Origin of the sequence: Pseudomonas poae RE*1-1-14, assembly GCF_000336465.1 — a bacterium.
GTDB classification, from domain to species: Bacteria; Pseudomonadota; Gammaproteobacteria; order Pseudomonadales; family Pseudomonadaceae; genus Aquipseudomonas; species Aquipseudomonas poae.
The window spans coordinates 5,116,275-5,136,211 of sequence record NC_020209.1 but is presented as its reverse complement, the minus strand read 5'-3'; the positions used below and the strand labels follow the sequence as shown (position 1 = coordinate 5,136,211).

The 19,937-nt window shown below is 61.6% G+C and carries 17 protein-coding genes and 1 tRNA gene; 12 read left to right on the top strand and 6 right to left on the bottom strand.

The annotated features are described in order from the left end of the window. Positions 1–193: 193 nt before the first annotated feature. Complete coding sequence (locus tag H045_RS22520; RefSeq protein WP_003237515.1) at positions 194–1,828, bottom strand: OFA family MFS transporter; 1,635 nt, start codon at positions 1,826–1,828, stop codon at positions 194–196. A gap of 325 nt (positions 1,829–2,153) precedes the next feature. Between H045_RS22520 and H045_RS22515 the strand changes: the two genes are divergently transcribed. The 4 genes from H045_RS22515 (at position 2,154) to H045_RS22500 (ending at position 5,882) form a co-directional block, all read left to right on the top strand. After that, positions 2,154–4,370, top strand: a complete 2,217-nt coding sequence (locus H045_RS22515; RefSeq protein ID WP_015373542.1) for an AsmA family protein — start codon at positions 2,154–2,156, stop codon at positions 4,368–4,370. Then, the gene (gene mutY / locus H045_RS22510; protein ID WP_015373541.1) at positions 4,367–5,434 is read left to right on the top strand and encodes an A/G-specific adenine glycosylase; all 1,068 of its coding nucleotides are present in this window, start codon (positions 4,367–4,369) and stop codon (positions 5,432–5,434) included. Before H045_RS22515 ends, mutY begins: the two co-directional genes overlap by 4 nt. Next, the gene (locus H045_RS22505; RefSeq protein ID WP_003237521.1) at positions 5,431–5,703 is read left to right on the top strand and encodes an oxidative damage protection protein; all 273 of its coding nucleotides are present in this window, start codon (positions 5,431–5,433) and stop codon (positions 5,701–5,703) included. The genes mutY and H045_RS22505 overlap by 4 nt, the downstream gene beginning before the upstream one ends. Positions 5,704–5,806: 103 nt before the next feature. Next, positions 5,807–5,882 (top strand) — tRNA-Phe (locus tag H045_RS22500). 94 nt (positions 5,883–5,976) lie between these two features. On the opposite strand, the gene H045_RS22495 is transcribed toward H045_RS22500, so the two are convergent. Further along, positions 5,977–7,584 (bottom strand): glycosyltransferase family 39 protein, encoded by a 1,608-nt coding sequence (locus H045_RS22495; protein ID WP_041931561.1) that lies wholly within the window; start codon positions 7,582–7,584, stop codon positions 5,977–5,979. A gap of 86 nt (positions 7,585–7,670) precedes the next feature. Then, positions 7,671–8,636: an arsenic resistance protein gene (locus H045_RS22490; RefSeq protein WP_015373539.1), complete on the bottom strand. Its 966-nt coding sequence runs from the start codon at positions 8,634–8,636 to the stop codon at positions 7,671–7,673. Positions 8,637–8,786: 150 nt separating this feature from the next. On the opposite strand from H045_RS22490, the gene H045_RS22485 reads away from it, so the two are divergent. After that, positions 8,787–9,200: a hypothetical protein gene (locus H045_RS22485; RefSeq protein WP_015373538.1), complete on the top strand. Its 414-nt coding sequence runs from the start codon at positions 8,787–8,789 to the stop codon at positions 9,198–9,200. Positions 9,201–9,256: 56 nt separating this feature from the next. On the opposite strand, the gene gabP is transcribed toward H045_RS22485, so the two are convergent. Then, on the bottom strand, positions 9,257–10,648 hold the full coding sequence (gabP, locus tag H045_RS22480) for a GABA permease (protein WP_003237528.1): 1,392 nt from the start codon (positions 10,646–10,648) through the stop codon (positions 9,257–9,259). Between the two features lie 556 nt (positions 10,649–11,204). Here gabP and H045_RS22475 point away from each other — a divergent pair. The 5 genes from H045_RS22475 to H045_RS22455 all read left to right on the top strand — a co-directional run bounded on the left by H045_RS22475 (position 11,205) and on the right by H045_RS22455 (position 15,409). Continuing rightward, the gene (locus H045_RS22475; protein WP_003237530.1) at positions 11,205–11,978 is read left to right on the top strand and encodes an ABC transporter ATP-binding protein; all 774 of its coding nucleotides are present in this window, start codon (positions 11,205–11,207) and stop codon (positions 11,976–11,978) included. A gap of 13 nt (positions 11,979–11,991) precedes the next feature. Next, positions 11,992–12,744 carry an ABC transporter substrate-binding protein gene (locus H045_RS22470; RefSeq protein WP_003237532.1) on the top strand — a complete coding sequence of 251 codons (753 nt, stop codon included), beginning with the start codon at positions 11,992–11,994 and terminating at the stop codon, positions 12,742–12,744. A gap of 73 nt (positions 12,745–12,817) precedes the next feature. Next, complete coding sequence (locus tag H045_RS22465; RefSeq protein ID WP_003237533.1) at positions 12,818–13,513, top strand: ABC transporter permease; 696 nt, start codon at positions 12,818–12,820, stop codon at positions 13,511–13,513. Further along, complete coding sequence (locus H045_RS22460) at positions 13,510–14,241, top strand: ABC transporter permease (protein ID WP_003237534.1); 732 nt, start codon at positions 13,510–13,512, stop codon at positions 14,239–14,241. The genes H045_RS22465 and H045_RS22460 overlap by 4 nt, the downstream gene beginning before the upstream one ends. Continuing rightward, complete coding sequence (locus H045_RS22455; protein WP_015373537.1) at positions 14,222–15,409, top strand: methyltransferase; 1,188 nt, start codon at positions 14,222–14,224, stop codon at positions 15,407–15,409. Before H045_RS22460 ends, H045_RS22455 begins: the two co-directional genes overlap by 20 nt. Before the next feature lie 240 nt (positions 15,410–15,649). On the opposite strand, the gene bcsQ is transcribed toward H045_RS22455, so the two are convergent. Continuing rightward, the gene (gene bcsQ / locus H045_RS22450) at positions 15,650–16,594 is read right to left on the bottom strand and encodes a cellulose biosynthesis protein BcsQ (RefSeq protein WP_015373536.1); all 945 of its coding nucleotides are present in this window, start codon (positions 16,592–16,594) and stop codon (positions 15,650–15,652) included. A 266-nt stretch (positions 16,595–16,860) separates the two neighbouring features. On the opposite strand from bcsQ, the gene lapG reads away from it, so the two are divergent. Then, complete coding sequence (gene lapG / locus H045_RS22445; RefSeq protein WP_015373535.1) at positions 16,861–17,577, top strand: cysteine protease LapG; 717 nt, start codon at positions 16,861–16,863, stop codon at positions 17,575–17,577. A gap of 11 nt (positions 17,578–17,588) precedes the next feature. After that, complete coding sequence (lapD, locus tag H045_RS22440; RefSeq protein WP_015373534.1) at positions 17,589–19,535, top strand: cyclic di-GMP receptor LapD; 1,947 nt, start codon at positions 17,589–17,591, stop codon at positions 19,533–19,535. A gap of 55 nt (positions 19,536–19,590) precedes the next feature. On the opposite strand, the gene H045_RS22435 is transcribed toward lapD, so the two are convergent. Next, complete coding sequence (locus H045_RS22435) at positions 19,591–19,929, bottom strand: hypothetical protein (protein ID WP_003237545.1); 339 nt, start codon at positions 19,927–19,929, stop codon at positions 19,591–19,593. Positions 19,930–19,937 lie beyond the last annotated feature (8 nt).

Below are 19,937 nucleotides of genomic sequence, written 5' to 3'. Positions count from 1 at the left end.
GGGGATAAGACTGATGGAGTGTCGGGGATAGACATGTGCATACAACTGCCAGCCAGACTATTTCCGGGGACTGGCTGTTGTGGGAGCTGGCTTGCCTGCGATGCGGGCACCCCGGTGTGTCAGGTACACCGAGGCGATGCCATCGCGTGCAAGCCCGGCTCCCACAGGAACCGGGCCCACCCTTATTGCGGTATCAGTGGAACAGTACCGCCGTCTTCTGCAGGGTCACCCACACACCCCACGCCAACGGAATACCCACCACCAGCCAGGCGGCAATCGCCAACGGCTTGCTGCCTGGGGAGGCTTTCCACTCCAGTACGGTGGACGCGTCAGCGCCCTTGTCATGGCCCAGCGCCTGTTCGGCAGCCAGCTCCGCGTCGCTCATGAAGTACTTGTCGGCCACCGGACGCACCAGCAGGTTGCAGATGAAACCCAGCACCAGCAGACCGGCGAGGATGTACAAGGTGATGTCATAGGCCGCAGCGCGTTCAACGCCGATGCTCAATTGATATTCACGCAGGTAGTTCACCAACACCGGGCCCAGCACGCCGGCAGCAGCCCAGGCGGTCAACAGGCGACCGTGGATCGCGCCGACCATTTGCGTACCGAACAGGTCGGCCAGGTAAGCCGGCACCGTGGCGAAACCGCCGCCGTACATCGACAGGATCACGCAGAACGCCGCCACGAAAAGCGCCACGTTGCCCAGGTGCCCCAGGTTCGGGATCAGTGCGTACAGGGCAAAGCCCAGGGCGAAAAACAGGAAGTAGGTGTTTTTGCGACCCAGGTAGTCGGAGAACGACGCCCAGAAGAACCGGCCACCGATGTTGAACAGGCTCAACAGACCGGTAAAGCCTGCCGCAATGGCAGCGATCGACGCCAGTTGCCCGGCATCCAGTTGACCGAACGGCACATCCACACCCAGCAGCTTGCCGCCGAACACTTCCTGCAGCAGCGGCGAAGCCATGCCCAGGATGCCGATACCGGCGGAAACGTTCAGGCACAGCACCAGCCACACCAGGCGAAATTGCGGAGTTTTCCAGGCCACGTTCACGTGCACGTGACGGTTGGTGATCATCGCATTGCTGGCTTTTTTCGCCGGTGCCGTCCAGCCCTCAGGCTTCCAGCCGGTCGGCGGTACGCGGTAGGACAGTGCGCCGCCGATCATGAACACGAAGTAGATCGCAGCCATCACCAGAAAGCTCTGCCACACGCCCACGCTGGTTGGCGAAGCGAAGTGACCCATCAGCGCTGCGGCCAGAGGTGCACCCACCATCGCGCCGCCGCCGAAGCCCATGATCGCCATGCCGGTGGCCATGCCGCGCTTGTCCGGGAACCACTTGATCAGGGTCGAAACGGGCGAGATATAGCCCAGGCCCAGGCCAATACCGCCAATCACGCCGGAACCGATCCACATCAGCCAGATCTGGTGGGTATAGATACCCAACGCCGAGATCAACAGGCCACCGCACCAGCACAGGGCCGATACGACGCCGGCCTTGCGCGGCCCGGCATGTTCCAGCCAGCCGCCCCAGATCGCTGCCGAGCAGCCCAGGAAGATGAAAAACAGGGTGTAGATCCAGCCCAGCATGGAGATGGGCCAGTCACATTGGGACGAAAAAACCTGTGTGATAAAGCTCATGTCCGGTGCACATGCGACCGGCGCAGTGATACCCAGCGCTTTGGACAGTGGCAGCCAGAACACCGAAAAGCCGTAGGCCATGCCGATGCACAGGTGGATGGCCAGGGCGGCCGGTGGAACCAGCCAGCGGTTGAACCCCGGCTTGGCGATGATGCGCTCCTTGGACAGGAACGCAGGCTTGGTGCTCATTGGTGTTTCCCCCAGTTGTTAGTATGTGTCCGTCAGGCGCTCTCCCCCTCGGCCTTGCACGCAGAGCGTGGCCGTGGTGGTCGAGTAAAGCTCCATTTTGGCGCGACGATAAGTCGCAGAAGGCGGACGAACGCGCAGAGATTAGCACCTGTGGAGCCGATAAAAACCAAACTGATATCACTTTTTTCAGGAAATTCGCTTTTTCTGACGCCAAATTCCTGTTCTGCCCGATCTGGATACAATGTAACGATCGCTGAACTGACGCAGGTCGCCTGGCGTTATACTCTGCGGCTAAATTTTGAAATCGACATACAAGGACTCGCCCATGAAAGCGTTCGGCAAAATCCTGGGTCTGGTACTCCTCGGGCTGTTGCTGATCATTGTGGCTCTCGGCTTTGCCCTGACCCACCTCTTCGATCCCAACGACTACAAGGAAGAGATTCGCCAGATTGCCCGCGACAAGGCCCACATCGAGCTGACGCTCAATGGCGATATCGGCTGGAGCCTGTTCCCCTGGCTCGGCCTCGAACTGCATGACGCCAGCGTGGCGACCCTGACCACCCCGACCCAACCGTTCGCCGACCTGCAGATGCTCGGCCTGTCGGTACGCGTGCTGCCCCTGCTGCGCCGCGAAGTGCAGATGAGCGATGTGCGGGTCGAAGGCCTGAACCTGCGCCTCAACCGCGACAAGCAGGGCCATGGCAACTGGGAAGATATCGGCAAGAACGCGCCTGACGCGACGGCCGACACCCCTGCTCCTGCCCCGACGGAACCCGTGGCTGAAAGCAGACCGGAGAAACCGCCGCAACCGATCCGCCTGGACATCGACAGCCTGACGGTCAACAACGCCCGCGTCGAATACAACGACGAGCAGACCGGCAAGCAGTTCAGCGCCGAGAGCATCCAACTGAGCGCCGGTGCCGTGCATGAAGGCGCAAGCATTCCGGTGAAGCTCACCGCGTTCTTCGGCAGCAACCAGCCCGTGATGCGCGTCAAGACCGAGCTCAACGGCAACCTGCGCATCCAGCGCGCCCTCAAGCGCTACCAGTTCGAAGACATGAAGGTCACCGGTGAAGCCACCGGCGAGCCGCTGCAGGGCAAGACCGTGACCTTCTCCACCCAGGGCCAGTTGCTGGTGGACCAGGCGGCGAATATCGCCGAATGGACCAACCTGAAACTGTCGGCCAACCAGCTGCGCGCGCTGGGCGAGCTGAAAGTCAACGACCTGGACAAGACCCCGCAGCTCAGCGGCGCCCTATCCATCGCCCAATTCGACCTCGCCAAGTTCCTCGACAGCGTCGGCCACCCACTGCCGCCGATGGCCGACGGCAGCCTGAGCAAGGTCGAGCTGGTCAGCCGGCTCAAGGGCACGCCCACCAGCGTGGCGCTTGAAGACCTGAACCTGAAGCTCGACGGCAGCACCTTCACCGGCCGCGTCGCCGTGGAAGATTTCGCCAAACAGTCGCTGCGCGTGCAACTCAAGGGCGACAGCTTCAACGCCGACAACTATTTGCCGGCCAAGTCCGAATCCGCCAAGGGTGCCACCGCCGCTCGCCAGGCCGAAGTGCAGAACAGCGAAGCCGGGGCCATGGCGGCCGGCGGCACCACGCCACTGCCCGACGCGCCGACCAAAAGCGCCTGGAGCACCGACAAGCTGCTGCCGATCACCCGCCTGCGCACCCTCGACGTGAATGCCGACCTTGCCTTTGGTCAGTTGACCTTGAGCAAACTGCCGATCCAGAACGCCGCGCTGAAAGCCTCCGGCATCGACGGCCAGCTCAAGCTCGACGCCCTCAGCGGCGGCCTCTACAACGGCACCTTCCAGGCCAAAGGCACGCTCGATGTGCGCCAGGATATTCCGCTGCTCGCGCTGCAAAGCCAGATCAAGCAAGTGCCGGTCGAACGCATCCTGCAAGCCCAGGGGCAAACCCCGCCGGTGAAAGGCCAGGTCACCCTCGACAGCAACCTCAGCGGCCGTGGCAACAGCCAGAAAGCGCTGATCGACAGCCTCAACGGCACTGCCAGCTTTGTGATCAACAACGGCGTGCTGCTCAATGCCAACATTGAACAGCAGGTGTGCACCGGCATCGCCCTGCTCAACCGCAAGACCCTGAGCAGCACGCCACCGGGCAAGGACACGCCGTTCGAAGAATTGCGCGGCAACCTCACGTTCCGCAATGGCGTGGCCAGCAACCCCGACCTGAAAGTGCGCATCCCGGGCCTGACCGTCAACGGCAACGGTGACGTCGACCTGCGCGTGCTGGGCATGGACTACCGCGTCGGCATCATTGTCGAAGGCGACCAGCGCGAGGTGCCGGACCCGGCGTGCCAGGTCGGCGCCAACTTCCAGAACATCGAAGTGCCACTGCGCTGCCGAGGCCCGCTGGAGCTGGGCGCCAAGGCCTGTCGCCTGGACAAGGACGGCCTGGGCCAGGTCGCCATCAAGGCCGCTGGCAATCGCCTCAACGAGAAACTGGAAGAGAAGCTCGACAAGGTCAACCCGCAGCTCAAAGATGCTTTGAAAGGCCTGTTCAAACGATGAGAAACGAGCAGTTTTCAGAGGCCGTACTCGACTGGTACGACCGTCACGGTCGCCACGACCTGCCCTGGCAACAGGGCATCACGCCTTACCGGGTGTGGGTCTCGGAGATCATGCTGCAACAGACCCAGGTGAGCACCGTGCTCAGTTACTTCGACCGGTTCATGGCCTCGCTGCCGACGGTCGAAGCCCTGGCCGCCGCGCCGGAAGACGAAGTGCTGCACCTGTGGACCGGCCTGGGCTACTACACCCGGGCGCGCAACCTGCAAAAGACCGCAAAGATCGTGGTGGCCGACTACGGCGGCGAGTTTCCCAGAAGCATCGAAAAACTCACCGAACTACCCGGCATCGGCCTGTCCACCGCCGGCGCCATCGCCAGCCTGAGCATGGGCCTGCGTGCGCCGATCCTCGACGGCAACGTCAAACGCGTGCTGGCGCGCTTTACCGCGCAGGAGGGCTACCCCGGCGAACCCAAGGTGGCCAAACAGCTGTGGGCCACCGCAGAGCGCTTCACGCCCCATGAACGTGTCAACGCCTACACTCAGGCAATGATGGACATGGGCGCCACTCTCTGCACCCGCAGCAAACCCAGCTGCCTGCTGTGCCCGCTGGAAAAAGGCTGCGAGGCCCACATGCTCGGCCTGGAGACGCGCTACCCGATCCCCAAGCCGCGCAAGACCATCCCGCAAAAGCGTACATTGATGCCCATGCTGGCCAACGCTGACGGCGCGATTCTGCTGTATCGCCGCCCCTCCACCGGGCTGTGGGGCGGGTTGTGGAGCCTGCCGGAGCTGGACGATCTTGGCGACCTCAAGCACCTGGCCGAACAGCACGCGCTCGAGCTGGGCAAACATCAGGAACTGCCAGGACTGATCCACACCTTCAGCCATTTCCAGCTGGCCATCGAACCCTGGCTGGTCGAGGTCGAGGAATCGGCCCATCACGTGGCCGAGGCCGACTGGCTCTGGTATAACCTCGCCACCCCGCCGCGCCTGGGCCTTGCCGCCCCGGTCAAGAAACTGCTGAAGCGCGCGGCCGACGTATTGAATGCAGGAGTGTCGTCATGACCCGCACCGTAATGTGCCGCAAGTACAAAGAACAACTGCCAGCCCTGGACCGCCCTCCGTACCCGGGCGCCAAGGGCCAGGACATTTACGACAATGTCTCCGCCAAAGCCTGGGGCGACTGGCTCAAACACCAGACCCTGCTGATCAACGAAAAACGCCTGAACATGATGAACGCCGAAGACCGCAAATACCTGGCGGGCGAAATGGACAAGTTCTTTTCCGGCGAGGAATACGCCCAGGCCGAGGGCTACGTCCCACCTGCTCAATAATTGAGCAAAAACCGGGGCCGGCACGTAAGCGACGGTAATAATTAAATATTTTTCCAAAACTTGCTTGACGCCCCCCTGAAAAACCCGTTTAATGCGCCCCGTTGCCCAGATAGCTCAGTCGGTAGAGCAGGGGATTGAAAATCCCCGTGTCGGCGGTTCGATTCCGTCTCTGGGCACCACTAATCAGTTTCAGGTGGTGCAGCTATCATCCGAAACACACAAAAAACCCGCCTGGTGCGGGTTTTTTGTTGCCTGCGATTTGGCACTCCTCACTCACTTCAACAAAAACACCATCAACGGATTGTCATTCAGTCGCCCGTTGAGCGCCGGAGCCAGGTGCTCCACCGGTGAGCCCTTCAGCAAGGCCGTTTCCGTGCGTTCCACAATCACCCAGGCCGGCCTTGGCAGCGCGCTCAATTTCTCCAGCTCATGGCGCCCCACGAACAGCGGTCGCTCGTCGTGATCCAGGTTCATCATGTAGCGCACGCCCCAGGTGTCCTGGCCAAGATCGACGAAGACCAAAGGCCCGGGGTTCAGGGCGCGAAGCGATTCGACCTGACCGACAAACCTGCGGGTGTCGAATTGCAGGTCCTTGGACGGCTCTACCACCGCCACCAGCAGCAACCACTGCGCCGCCAGTGCGATGAGGCTGAGCCACACCAGACGCGCAGCCCGACGCCAGGCGACCAGCGCCGCCACCTGCAGCAACGCCAATACACTGAACAACAACGGCAACGACACGTCCGGCCAATAGCCGTGCTTGTGCCACGCCTGCCGACACACCAGGACCGCCACCACGCACAACGCCGGCAGCGCCGCGACGAGGCCTTCGTAGCATCGGCGCACGCCAGCAAGCCAGCCCTGCGCCTGCAGCAGCCCATAGGCCGCGACAGCGGCAAACATCGGCACCATCGGCAGGATGTAATAAGCGCGCTTGAAGTGCGGCACCGACAGGCCAAGTAGAATCATCAAGCCGCACGCGCCGAGCCGCACGACCATATGCACGTCTTCATCGGTCCGTCGCAACGCCCATCGGTGGCGCAGCGCGAACAAAGTCGCCAGGGCCAACGGCACCACGGGGAAGTAACGGTACAAACTCAACTGGAAGTAGAAATAGAACGGCTCACCGTTTTCATCGAGGCGCCCGCCCACCTGCATTTTGAATACCTCGTCGGCAAACGCGTCGCCCCCGCTGATCCGCGCCAGCTTCATCAGCAGCCACCAGAAAGCCGCCAACAGCACCAGGCCGACCACGCCGTGAATCAACACCTGCCTGACCCGCTCGCCGGGACGACCCAGCGCCCAGTAAACGCATGCCACGCCGCAGACTTCGACGAGCCCAAGCGGCCCGCGAATCGCAAAGCCCAGGATGAACAACGGGAACACCGCCAGTTGTCGCCAGCGCGAGCCCAGGCGTTCACCGCTGTGCAGCAGATAGAAGCTGCCCACACAGAGCAGCGCGACCATTTGATCGAGGCACACCGAGCGGGACTTTTCGAGCAGTTGTGTCGTGAGCAAGGTCAACAACACAGTGAGCAGTGCCCATTGCCGACTGCGGGGGGCCAGCAGCCGATAGATCACGGCAATCACCCCGGCGGATGCCAGTGCGGTGGGCAAGATATTCGCCAGGTGATTGGGCGCGCCGAACACGCGGGCAAACACGAAACTGAAGAACGTCGCCGTGCCAGGGTAGTCCGCGTAGGGCTGGCCGTAGGTCGTAGGGAAAAGACTCGCGCCATGGCGAAACATTTCTTGCAGGAACAGCGCCCAGCGCCCGTCAAAGCCCTGGGGCTGCTGGTCCCAGATACCCAGGGTGAACAACAGCAGGGCGATCAGAAACAGGCCCAGAGACTCCAGGCGAAAACGGTTGCGGTGATCCATCGGTTGACCTGTCAGGTGTAAGGCGCCGCTCATGGTGCACAACGCACCCCTGAATAGCGCCTGAACAGACCTGAACCTTCATGCGTTTACCGGTTTTTGCGCCACACCACTGCGGGGACAAGGCGCACGTAAACCAATTCGGCAGCCAACTCGACCAAGGTTTGCAAGATCACCGCCGTCGCCGCCAACCCGCGCACGTCTTGAGGCAGCGCCAGTGCCAACGGCAGCACCACCAGCGAGTTGCGCGTGGCGGCGCTGAAAGTCACCGCTCGCGCCGCTCCTGCCGGCAACGCGAACATTCGTGCGGCCAGCATTCCCAGCAATGGCGCCAGCAACACGAACCCCAGATAAACCGGAATCACCGGCAGCAGCAGATGGAGATCGCGCACCACCGAGGTGATCTGCGAACCGATCACCACAAACAGCACCCATGCCATCGCTGGCACCGGCAACCAGCCCCAGGCGCTGTTCCACGCACTGATGACAGCCGATCGTCGCGCCAGGGACGTCGTCATTACCGCCAGCACCATCGGCACCACAATCAACCAGACAAACGCCGCGATAAACGGCCCGAACTCAACCGCCACCTCGGGCCGCGGGCCCAGCATCAACCCCAGGTACACCGGCAACAGCGCCAACTGCAACAGCAGCAACACCGGCGTCGCTGCCAGCATCAACCGCGAATCGCCCTTGCCGATGTGGGTGAACACCACCACGTAATCGATGCACGGCGTCAGCAACACCAGCAAGGCTCCCACCAGCAACGCCGGGCTCTCCACAAGACCACGGGTCAATGCCCAGACCAGCCACGGCACAAGAATGAAATTGGCCAGCAGCAGCGCCGCCATGAAACGCTTGCTGCCCAAGCCCTGACGCAAATCCAGAAAAGGGATCTGCAGAAACATCGCGTACATCAGCACGGCGATGGCAGGCGTGACCAGAGCGACGAGACCATGCCCCAGCGAAGGCGCGAACAGGCCCAGGGTGGCAGCAAGAAAGACCGCGACGAAGTAGAGGGGGATCTGGTTGTGTTCGAGGGTTTCGCGGGTCATGAAGAAGCTCTGGGCCGATGCAGACGCGAGCGTATTAGCAGCACAAGCAAGGAGCAATAGCAGCACCGCGAATCGCCCCCTCACATAACCCCTTGGGATTTACCCCAACCTGCGCTTCAATACCCCACCCAATCCAAGGAAACCGAACCCATGGCCTCGCCGAACAAGCAGCAAAAACGTGCCCATCGGGCCAAGGCCAAAGCCAAGCAGAACCGCACCCAGCGCGCCGTGGCGACCAAGCCGGATGCGTTTGCCGGTGACGACGATCGTATCGACCTTGAGTCGGTGGATTTGACCGAGTTGTTCATAGAGATGCGCGCTGCCAGCGAAACCAGCCAACAGGCGATGTGTGCCGCGTTCCTGGCGCACCCGTTGCTGGCGCTGGTGCTGGAGCAGGAGGGCGAAGAAGAAGCCACCGACTTTATCCTGGCCGCGCTGATCGAGTATCGGCAATGGACCACGGACAGTGACGATGAAGCGGCGGCGTTGGCGTGGATTGAATCTGCCCAGTTCCAGGCCGATTACGTGGCGGCGTCACAGTCGCTGGTGAATGCCCAGGACTGACACAAAATAAAATGTGGGAGGAGGCTTGCCCCCTCCCGCAGAGGAACCACATCAACTCAGTTAAGTACCGCAGCGCCCGCCCGCTGAGCCTTGCGCCGGCTCGCCACGACCAGTCCCGCCGTTACCACCAGCAGGCTCAACACCCCGGTCGCGATGATCTCGACCCGGTGCGCTTCCTGGAACAGCATGATGGTCAAGGTGCCGACGATAAACACCATCACCGCGTAGGTGAGGCCAGGGAACAGCCACATCTTGAATTCGAGTTTCTCCCCCGCCGCCACACTCTTCTGACGCATGCGCAGTTGCGACACCGCGATCACTAGGTACACCAGCAGCGCGATGGCGCCGGAGCTGGCCAGCAGGAATTCAAACACCGCCGCCGGTGCCACATAGTTGGCGAATACCGCCAGGAACGCAGCCCCTGTCGACAGCAGCACAGCCCAATAAGGCGTGCCGCTCTTGTTGGTGCGCTTGGCCACGGCCGGGGCATCACCGCGACGGCCCAGGGAAAACAGCATGCGCGACGCGGTGTACAGCGCCGAGTTCAGGCAACTGGTCACGGCCACCAGCACCACTAGGTCGACGATCAGCTTGGCATTCGGGATGCCCATGCGTTCCAGCACGGTCTGGTAGGAACCTACCGCCGCCAGGGTCGGATCATTCCACGGCACCAGAGACACCACGATGAAAATCGACAACAGGTAGAACAAACCGATCCGCCAGATCACCGAGTTGGTGGCCTTGGTGATTTGCTTTCCGGGGTTCTTAGATTCAGCCGCCGCAATGGTGACGATCTCGGTGCCCATGAACGAGAACATGGTGGTCAGAATTGCCGCCAACACAGCCCCCATGCCGTTGGGCATGAAGCCCTGAGTGTCGAACAGGTGCGACACGCCGCTGACCTGGCTAGTGGGCAATATGCCGAAAATTGCCGCCAGGCCCAGAAGCACGAAGGCCACGATCGCCACGACTTTAATCAACGCAAACCAGAACTCGAACTCGCCGTAGTTCTTCACGCTGAACAGGTTGGTCGCTGTCAGCAGCAGGGTGATGATCAGGGTGAAGGCCCAGATGGCCACGTCGGGGAACCATGCATGCAGGATGGTCGCCGCCGCGTTGGCCTCCAGCGGAATCACCAGCACCCAGAACCACCAGTACAACCAGCCGATGGTAAAGCCGGCCCAGTGCCCGATCGCGCGGTCGGCGTAGGTGGAGAACGAACCGGTGTCCGGCGACGCCACGGCCATTTCGGCGAGCATGCGCATCACCAGTACCACCAGCGTGCCCGCAGCGGCATACGCCAGCAGTACGGCAGGGCCAGCGGCAGCAATCGCGTGGCCGGAGCCGACGAACAAACCGGCGCCGATAACGCCGGCAATCGACAGCATGGTGACGTGACGCGGTTTGAGCCCCTGTTCGAGGTCATTGGAGCTTTGCGTACTACTCATTGACACACCTTTGCGAGGAATTGCGAAAACGGTCCGCCCGGTTTGGATGCTTTCTCGTGAAAAGAAACCAACAGAGGCGTTCTTTATTTTTTACGCAAGATTTGCGCCAAAATGTTACGAAACCTTAGTCGGCGCGGCCTGTAGGACATTTCCAAGCTCATCGCAAGTCATTGAGAACAATGGCATTTCGCTATAGCGTTACCGTGCACCCCACATTCAAGACGCCTGAGCGCACCAAAAACACACACAAAAAGTACGTGACGCCCCATTAAAGGGCTGATATGCACCGTTTGCCCGGTTAACCCTTCCAACCCCCGGCCAAAGCTGGCACCATCGCGCCCTTTTTTACGCAAAGCCTGCGCATTCTGCGGGTCAAACGGTTGTTCGGTTGTTGATGGCGCGACACGCCGCTGTGCCGATGCGACACCCTGCCGCAGACCACCGTTTAACCGCCCGCCGCGCTGTTGGCTGTCCTTCGGACGCTATGCTAGCTTGGCGCCTCGCCAGAAAGGCGGCCCCGCAGCGCCGAATGCAACGAACACAATGAGGACCCCACATGGCCGAGGCCACGCCCGCGCTTGAAATCCGCAACCTGCATAAACGCTATGGTGAGCTGGAGGTACTCAAGGGTATCTCGCTGACCGCCCGCGACGGCGATGTGATCTCGATCCTGGGTTCTTCCGGTTCCGGCAAATCCACGCTGCTGCGCTGCATCAACCTGCTGGAGAACCCGCACCAGGGCCAGATCCTGGTGGCCGGCGAGGCGCTCAAGCTCAAGGCCGCAAAAAATGGCGAGCTGCAAGCCGCCGACGGCAAGCAGATCAACCGCCTGCGCAGCGAAATCGGTTTTGTGTTTCAAAATTTTAACCTGTGGCCGCACATGAGCATCCTCGACAACATCATCGAGGCGCCGCGCCGTGTGCTCGGCCAGAGCAAGGCCGAGGCGATCGAAGTGGCCGAAGCCCTGTTGGCCAAGGTCGGCATCGCCGACAAGCGTCACGCCTACCCTGCGCAATTGTCCGGTGGTCAGCAGCAACGCGCGGCCATCGCGCGCACGTTGGCGATGCAGCCTAAAGTCATTCTGTTTGACGAGCCCACTTCCGCGCTTGACCCGGAAATGGTCCAGGAAGTACTTAATGTGATCCGCGCACTGGCCGAAGAAGGCCGCACCATGCTGCTGGTCACCCATGAAATGGGGTTTGCCCGTCAGGTGTCCAGCGAAGTGGTGTTTCTGCACCAGGGCCTGGTCGAAGAGCAAGGATCGCCACAGCAGGTGTTTGAAAACCCGCTTTCGGCGCGCTGCAAACAATTCATGTCCAGCAACCGCTAACGGAGCAACATGCATGCAGAACTATAAAAAATTCCTTCTGGCCGCGGCCGTCTCGATGGCGTTCAGCGCCACGGCCATGGCGGAAACCTTGAAAATGGGGATCGAAGCGGCCTACCCGCCGTTCAACAACAAAGACGCCAGCGGCAACGTGGTGGGCTTTGACAAGGACATCGGCGATGCACTGTGCGCCAAGATGAAAGTCGAGAAGTGCGAAGTGTACGTATCCGACTGGGACGGCATCATCCCGGCCCTGAACGCCAAGAAGTTCGACTTCCTGGTGTCTTCGCTGTCGATCACCGATGAGCGCAAACAGGCCGTCGATTTCACCGACCCGTACTACTCCAACAAGCTGCAGTTCATCGCGCCCAAAGCCACCACCGACTTCAAACCCGATGCTGACTACCTCAAAGGCAAGGTCATCGGTGCACAGCGCGCGACGCTGGCCGGCACCTACCTTGAAGACAAACTGCCGGACACCGAAGCCAAGCTGTACGACACCCAGGAAAACGCCTACCTCGACCTGACGTCCGGTCGCCTGGACGGCATTCTTGCCGACAAGTACGTGCAATACGAATGGCTCAAGAGCAAAGACGGTTCAGCGTATGAGTTCAAGGGCGACCCTGTGGTGGAAAGCGACAAGATCGGTATCGCCGTACGCAAGGGCGACCCGCTGCGCGAGCGCCTGAACAAAGCCCTGGCAGAGATCAAGGCCGACGGCACCTACAAGAAAATCAACGACAAGTACTTCCCGTTCAGCATCGAATGACCTGAATGGCCTGCCCGGCGCGCTCACCTGAGCGCGCCGGCTTTTGCCTTGCCTGCCGCGATATGAAAACACCATGAATTTCGATCTCTACGGATTCGGCCCCGCGCTTGCCGCCGGTGCGCTGATGACCGTCAAACTGGCGCTCACCGCCCTGTGCCTGGGGCTAGTGCTAGGCCTTGCCGGCGCCCTGGCCAAGACGTCCCCCTACAAGCCGTTGCAATGGCTGGGCGGTACTTACTCGACCATCGTGCGCGGTATCCCCGAACTGCTGTGGGTGCTGCTGATTTATTTCGGCACCGTCAACCTGATGCGCAGCCTGGGCGAGACCTTCGGTATCCCCGACCTGTCACTCAGCGCGTTCGCCGCCGGCGTCATCGCCCTGGGCCTGTGCTTTGGCGCCTATGCAACGGAAGTGTTCCGTGGCGCGATACTCGCCATTCCCAAGGGCCACCGCGAAGCCGGTGTAGCGTTGGGGCTGTCCAGGTATCGGATTTTTACCCGCTTGATCATGCCGCAGATGTGGCGCATCGCCCTGCCGGGCCTGGGCAACCTGTTCATGATCCTGATGAAGGACACCGCGCTGGTGTCGGTGATCGGCCTTGAAGAAATCATGCGCCACGCGCAGATCGGCGTGACGGTCACCAAACAACCGTTCACCTTCTTCATGGTCGCGGCGTTCATGTACCTGGGCCTCACAGTGCTGGCCATGACCGGCATGTACTTCCTCGAAAAACGCGCCGCCCGCGGCTTTGCAAGGAGCACCCAATGAGCGGCGACTACAGCTGGCTGGCGCACTTCGACCTGGGCCTTAACTGGTCGGTGATCATCAAGTGGCTGCCCAAACTGGCACAGGGCGCCACCCTGACTCTTGAGCTGGTGGCCATTGCCGTCATCGCCGGCCTGCTGCTGGCCATCCCGCTCGGTATCGCCCGCTCCTCACGCCTGTGGTACGTGCGCGCCCTGCCCTACGGCTACATTTTCTTCTTCCGTGGCACGCCGCTGCTGGTGCAGCTGTTTCTGGTGTACTACGGCCTGGCGCAGTTCGACACGGTGCGTCACAGTTTCATGTGGCCGTACCTGCGCGATCCGTTCTGGTGCGCCACCGCCACCATGACCCTGCACACCGCCGCCTACATCGCCGAGATCCTGCGCGGCGCGATCCAGGCAATTCCGCCCGGCGAAATCGAAGCGGCACGCGCCCTGGGCATGTCCAGGCCGAAGACACTGTTCTACATCATACTGCCCCGCGCCTCGCGCATCGGCCTGCCGGCGTACAGCAACGAGGTGATTCTGATGCTCAAGGCCAGCGCGCTGGCCAGCACCGTGACCCTGCTGGAACTGACCGGCATGGCCCGTACGATCATCGCGCGCACCTATTTGCCGGTGGAGATCTTCTTCGCCGCCGGGCTGTTCTACCTGCTGATGGCCTACATCCTGGTACGCGGCTTCAAATTGCTGGAACGCTGGCTGCGCGTCGATGCCTGCCAGGGACGTTAAGGCGCGCTTCCACGCGCTGGATGCGTTCCTGATCGAACACCAAAGGTTGTGGCGACCACGGCCCTTTGTTCATCGGTACTTGCCCTGGGAAACCGAGCATCCGCAACTCGCTGCGTGGCTGCGCCAACGCACCCTGAGCGAGGCGCAAGACAGCCACAACCAACCCCACGATTTGCCCGCACCGGCACCTTTTCCACAGCTGGCGCGACAAGCGTTGCAATTGAGCGCTGTGGATAAGTTACCGATTCATCCTCTGGCGCCTGCCCGCTCTCGCTTGAACGTCGACGTACCGGGCCGCAAGTGGCAGCAGATTGAAGCCTTCGGCGCAGCCCTGCCCTTTGCCGACACACCCAGGCACTGGCTGGACTGGTGCGCGGGCAAAGGCCACCTCGGCCGCCGTCTGCTGCACGCCGGGCAAGCGCTGACGTGCCTGGAATACGACCCGGCCCTCGTCGCGGCCGGGCAAGCCTTGAGCGATCACCATCGGCTGCCCGCCACCCACCGCCTGCAGGACGTGATGGCAGACGTGGCAATCGGCCCCGAGCACACGCCCATCGCCTTGCACGCCTGCGGCGACCTGCATGTGCGTCTGCTGCAAATGGCCAGCGCCGCCGGCTGCAAGCAACTGGCCCTGTCGCCCTGCTGCTATAACCGCATCAATGCCGATTGCTATCAGCCACTGTCCGGCGCAGGCCGCGCCTCGGCCTTGCACCTTTCGGTCGATGACCTCGGCTTGCCCCTCACCGAAACCGTGACCGCCGGCAAGCGCGTGCGCCAGCAGCGCGACCGCTCCATGGCCTGGCGCCTGGGCTTCGACCACCTGCAACGGCAACTGCGTGGCGTCGACGACTACCTCGCCACGCCCTCATTGCCTGCCAGCTGGCTGGACAAATCCTACGCCGACTACTGCAAGGAGCTGGCACGCCTCAAGGGTTTATCCACAGGAGAGCAACCGTGGGAAACCCTGGAGGCGCACGGCTGGCATCGTCTGGCCGAGGTCAGAAATCTGGAGTTGCTGCGTGGGCTGTTTCGACGGCCACTGGAAGTCTGGCTGGTGCTCGATCGGGCGCTGTTTTTGCAGGAACAGGGCTACGCCATCGAGGTGGGCACCTTCTGCGAACCTTCGTTGACCCCGCGCAACCTGATGTTGCTGGCCGAGCACGATTAAGGGGCAGCGTTCATACGCTGCGCCCTGTGGATAACTCTGTTGATGAAATATTTACAGACGCTGTAGTCATCTACCCTACAGCCCGCAAGCCGCCCTGGTCATTTTTTGTTCACATAATAAAACGCACGCAAAACAGGCAGTTGCAACGTCACGCAGACGGCGCCACGTCATGGCTGTTTCATGACAGGCGGCACCGAGCCATTGTGCATAAGCATCTGGCGTCACGCGCATAAACGGCAATTACAAACGCTTTTTACGGGCAATCAACCGGCGACACAGGCGGTTGATATCATCGCCCGCCAGGCTCGCTTGTGTGTTATCCAAAGGGTCGGATGCGAAAGCCAAGGCTTCGCTGATGGAGGGATCGTAGTGGATCACTTCAACGGGTCTGTCATTCAGACGTTGCTTGAACGCCTCGAACATCTCCAGGCTGAACGCCGACTTATCATCCATTTGATTGATCACAACGTGGCAACCCGGAGCGCGCTCAAGGCACGGCGTCAGCAATGCATCCAACTGGTCCAGGGTGCCGAGGCAGGCGGCATTCGGCTGAGCGACCACCAGCACGATATCGGCCACACTCAGTGCCTGCTGCAAATAGACGTTGTTGCCGGCCGGGGTATCGATGATCACCAGGCCGCGCTCATCCAGCGCCAGTGCCGACAAGCGCTGCGCCAGCCACTTCGGCTCACGCGTAAGCCAGCGCTGCAGGCTTTCCTTCTGATGGCTGTCGGTGTTGCCAAACGGGATGACCTGGCACCCGGCAAACCCCGATTGCACAATGCTCGTCCAGGGCGCATTAAGCAGGCTGGCACGGCCCAGGCCGGGTTGCTCGGCCTCTACGCCGAAGTGGTGGCGCAGCGCATTCTGCGGGTCCAGATCCAAGGCCACCACCGACTCGCCAAGTCGTTGCAGCCCGCTGCTCAATGCCGTGACCAACGTGCTGCGACCCACGCCACCATTGATCGACACCACCGCCACCACCGTGGGACGCGCGACCGTCTGCTCCTGCGCCTGGAGCCGTTCCTGAGGATGGCTGCGGTAATGCGAGCCATCTCTCTGGTTTACCCGGGTGCCATCGTCAAAGGGCACGGTGCCGAAGAAGTGCAGCCGAGCGTTTCGTCCCTCAGGATCGCGGGAAATGCTCTTGCCGAACAAGGCAAACAGATAATCGGTGCGGCTCATGGCCGGAGCTCCTTAACAGCGCCCTGTAAAGACGTGAAAGGCCGGCAGGTTACTGGCTTCACCGCAGGTCTTTTTGTAGGCATTTTGAGGGCTCATTCTCCGACAGCTCCTTGCAAGTGTCATTATTTTGATTAAATCGCCAGCAGCCTTTCAGACGAGTGGAAAATAGCCAATTAAATGACGATCACTTTCTGTAATTCATCAAAAGTGATTTCACTGTGCCATTGTCTTTTGCATGGTATCACCTCACCATTGCCGCACCTTCCATGCTGCATGCCTGGGTAATCGCAGTGGCGTTACGCTTCAAACTCCCTCGGATCCTCTCCGGTGTTGCCATCACGCTGCTGCTGGCGTGCGGACTGCTGGGCGATTTGCTGGCCGATTGGGATTTCAGCCAGATCAGCAGACGCGCCGAAACGCTCTACGGGCCGCTCGGTGCCGGCCGTCAGCGCATCGATGCGTGGCAACAGTTGCTGTCTACCCAGAAACAGGTGAGCGAGGCCGAGCAACTCAAGGTGGTCAACCTGTTCTTCAACCGGCAGATGCACTACGAGGAAGACATCGACCTGTGGCACGAGGTCGATTACTGGGCAACCCCCATTCAGTCGCTGTGGAAAGGCGCCGGCGACTGTGAAGACTACGCCATCGCCAAGTACTTCAGCCTGCGCCACCTCGGCGTGCCGGCCGAGAAACTGCGTATTACCTACGTCAAGGCCTTGCGCCAGAACCGTGCGCACATGGTGCTGACGTATTATGCGAGCCCCGAGGCCATGCCCCTGGTGCTCGACAGCCTGATGGACCCGATTCTGCCTGCCAGCCAACGCCAGGATTTGCTCCCCGTGTATGCCTTCAACGGCGAAGGCCTGTGGCTGACCGGCGCGGCAGGCAACAAGAAAGTCGGTGACACCAAACGCCTGTCACGCTGGCAGGATGTGTTGAAAAAAATGACCGCTGAAGGGTTTCCGGCCAGTTCGGACAATTAACAGGAGCTACGATGTCACTGTTCAAACAATTGCTGATCGCTATCTGCGTGTTCCTGATAGTCGCGTTCAGCGGTAGCTTCATGGTCAGCCTGGAGAGCTCGCGTACCCAGTACGTCAATCAGCTGCGCTCCCACGCTCAGGACGCAGCCACCGCGCTGGCCCTGTCACTGACCCCGAACATCGATGACCCGGCGATGACCGAGCTGATGGTCAGCTCGATTTTCGACAGCGGCTACTACGCCAGCATCCGCGTGGTGGACCTGAGCAATAACCAGGTGCTGGTGGAGCGCGCCGCCGAGCCGGATGCCAGCAATGTGCCGGCGTGGTTCGTGAAGATGATCGGGCTGGAACCTGCCGGCGGTGATGCCATCGTCAGCCGTGGCTGGCAGCAGGCGGCGCGGGTCGAGGTGGTCAGCCACCCGATGTTCGCCCTGGCCAAACTCTGGCAGAGCGCCCTGGGTAGCCTTGGCTGGTTGCTGGTATGCGGAGCGGTGAGCGCGGTACTCGGCGCCCTGCTGCTGCGCCGTCAATTGAAGCCGCTGGACTACATGGTCGAGCAGTCCCATGCGATTGCCCGTCGCGAATTCCTGAGCCTGCCCGACCTGCCGCGCACCCCGGAGCTGCGCCGTGTTGTGCAGGCGATGAACCAGATGGTGGAGAAGCTCAAGGCCCTGTTCCATGAGCAGACCGAACGCAGTGAGAAGCTGCGCGTGGAGTCGTATCAAGACAGCCTCACCGGGCTGGCCAACCGTCGCTATTTCGAGATGCAGCTGCAATCTCGGGTCAGCAATCTGGAGGAATCCAGCTCCGGATACCTGCTGATGCTGCGCGTCAACGACCTGAGCGGCCTCAACCAGCGCCTGGGCGGGCAACGTACCGACCAGTTGCTGCAGGCGGTCAGCCAGCAACTGGTGCGCACCTGCGCCAAGTACCCGGAAACCCACAACCTCATCACCCGCAGCCGTGGCGGCGAATTCGCGGTGCTGGCCCCGGGGCTGGTGCGCGACGAAGCCTTGCAACTGGCCCAGGCGCTGGAAGCGACCCTGCAAAGCCTGCACGAAACCGGCGCCACCGACATGCCGACCGTGGCCTTCATCGGTCTGGCGCCGTACAACCCGGGCGACGCCTCCGCCGACCTGCTGATACTGGCCGACCAGGCGCTGACCCAGGCTGAAGCCAGCGGCGGCCAGAGCTGGGTGTGCCTGGAGCATCAGGTTACCGGCACCGTCAGCGATGACCCGCACAGCTGGCACACCCTGCTCGATGACGCCCTGAAGCAAGGTCGCTTCCGCTTGTTTTTCCAGCCGGTGGTGAGCAGCGGCGACACCCAACAGGTGCTGCATTACAAGGTGCTGTCGCGCCTGCTCGACAGCCAGGACCAGACCATCGCGGCAGGCCACTTCCTGCCCTGGCTGGAACGCTTCGGCTGGACCGCGCGGCTCGATCAACTGATGCTGGACCTGGTGATCAAGCACCTGACCCAGCACCCCGTGTCGGCCGCCTTGAACCTGTCGGCCGCAACCCTGCAGGATCCTCAAGCCCTGGAGCGGGTATTCGAACGCCTGGCCCAGCACCCCACGCTGGGCGTGCAGTTGACGCTGGAGATAGGCGAGGAGCAAGTGCCCGAACAGACCGAGCTGGAGCGCATGACCCGGCGCATGCGCAACCTGGGCTTCAGCCTTGGTCTGCAACGTTTCGGCGGGCGCTTCAGCATGATCGGCAACCTGGCGAACCTGGGGCTGGCCTACCTGAAAATCGACGGCAGCTACATCCGCGCCATTGACCACGAAAGCCACAAGCGCTTTTTCATCGAAGCGATCCAGCGCGCCGCCCACAGCATCGACCTGCCGTTGATTGCCGAGCGCGTGGAAACCGAAGGTGAGTTGCGGGTGATTCGCGAGATGGGCATCGAAGGGGTGCAAGGCCGACTGGTCGGCGAACCCGCGCCCTGGAAGTGAAGCGCTGACACCTCGAGCCTCCTTGCCGGTCACGCCGTAAAGGAGGTGGCCGCGGTCAGATCAAGCCGGTTTCATCGTCGTTGATCAGCTCACTCAAGCCGCCCAGCGCGGCCCGCGCCTGGGTACGCTCAAGAAACTTGACCTGCGCCGCCGGTGGCAGGTCGGTGATGCTCATCACGTTCTTGGTGATCAGCACCTGAATCAAGTCATCCAACACTCGAATCATCTCAAGGTCGCTTTGCTTGAGCTGCTTGAGGCTGGTGTCCACCGCATCACCGGCGAACCACGCCTGGATTTCATGGTGGTCGGCCGGCAGTGTCTCGGTGGCTTCGGCAAAGGCCTGCGCCTCGACGCGAACCAGCGCGCTATGTTGATCGCGTTGCACGTAGAACATCACGGTTC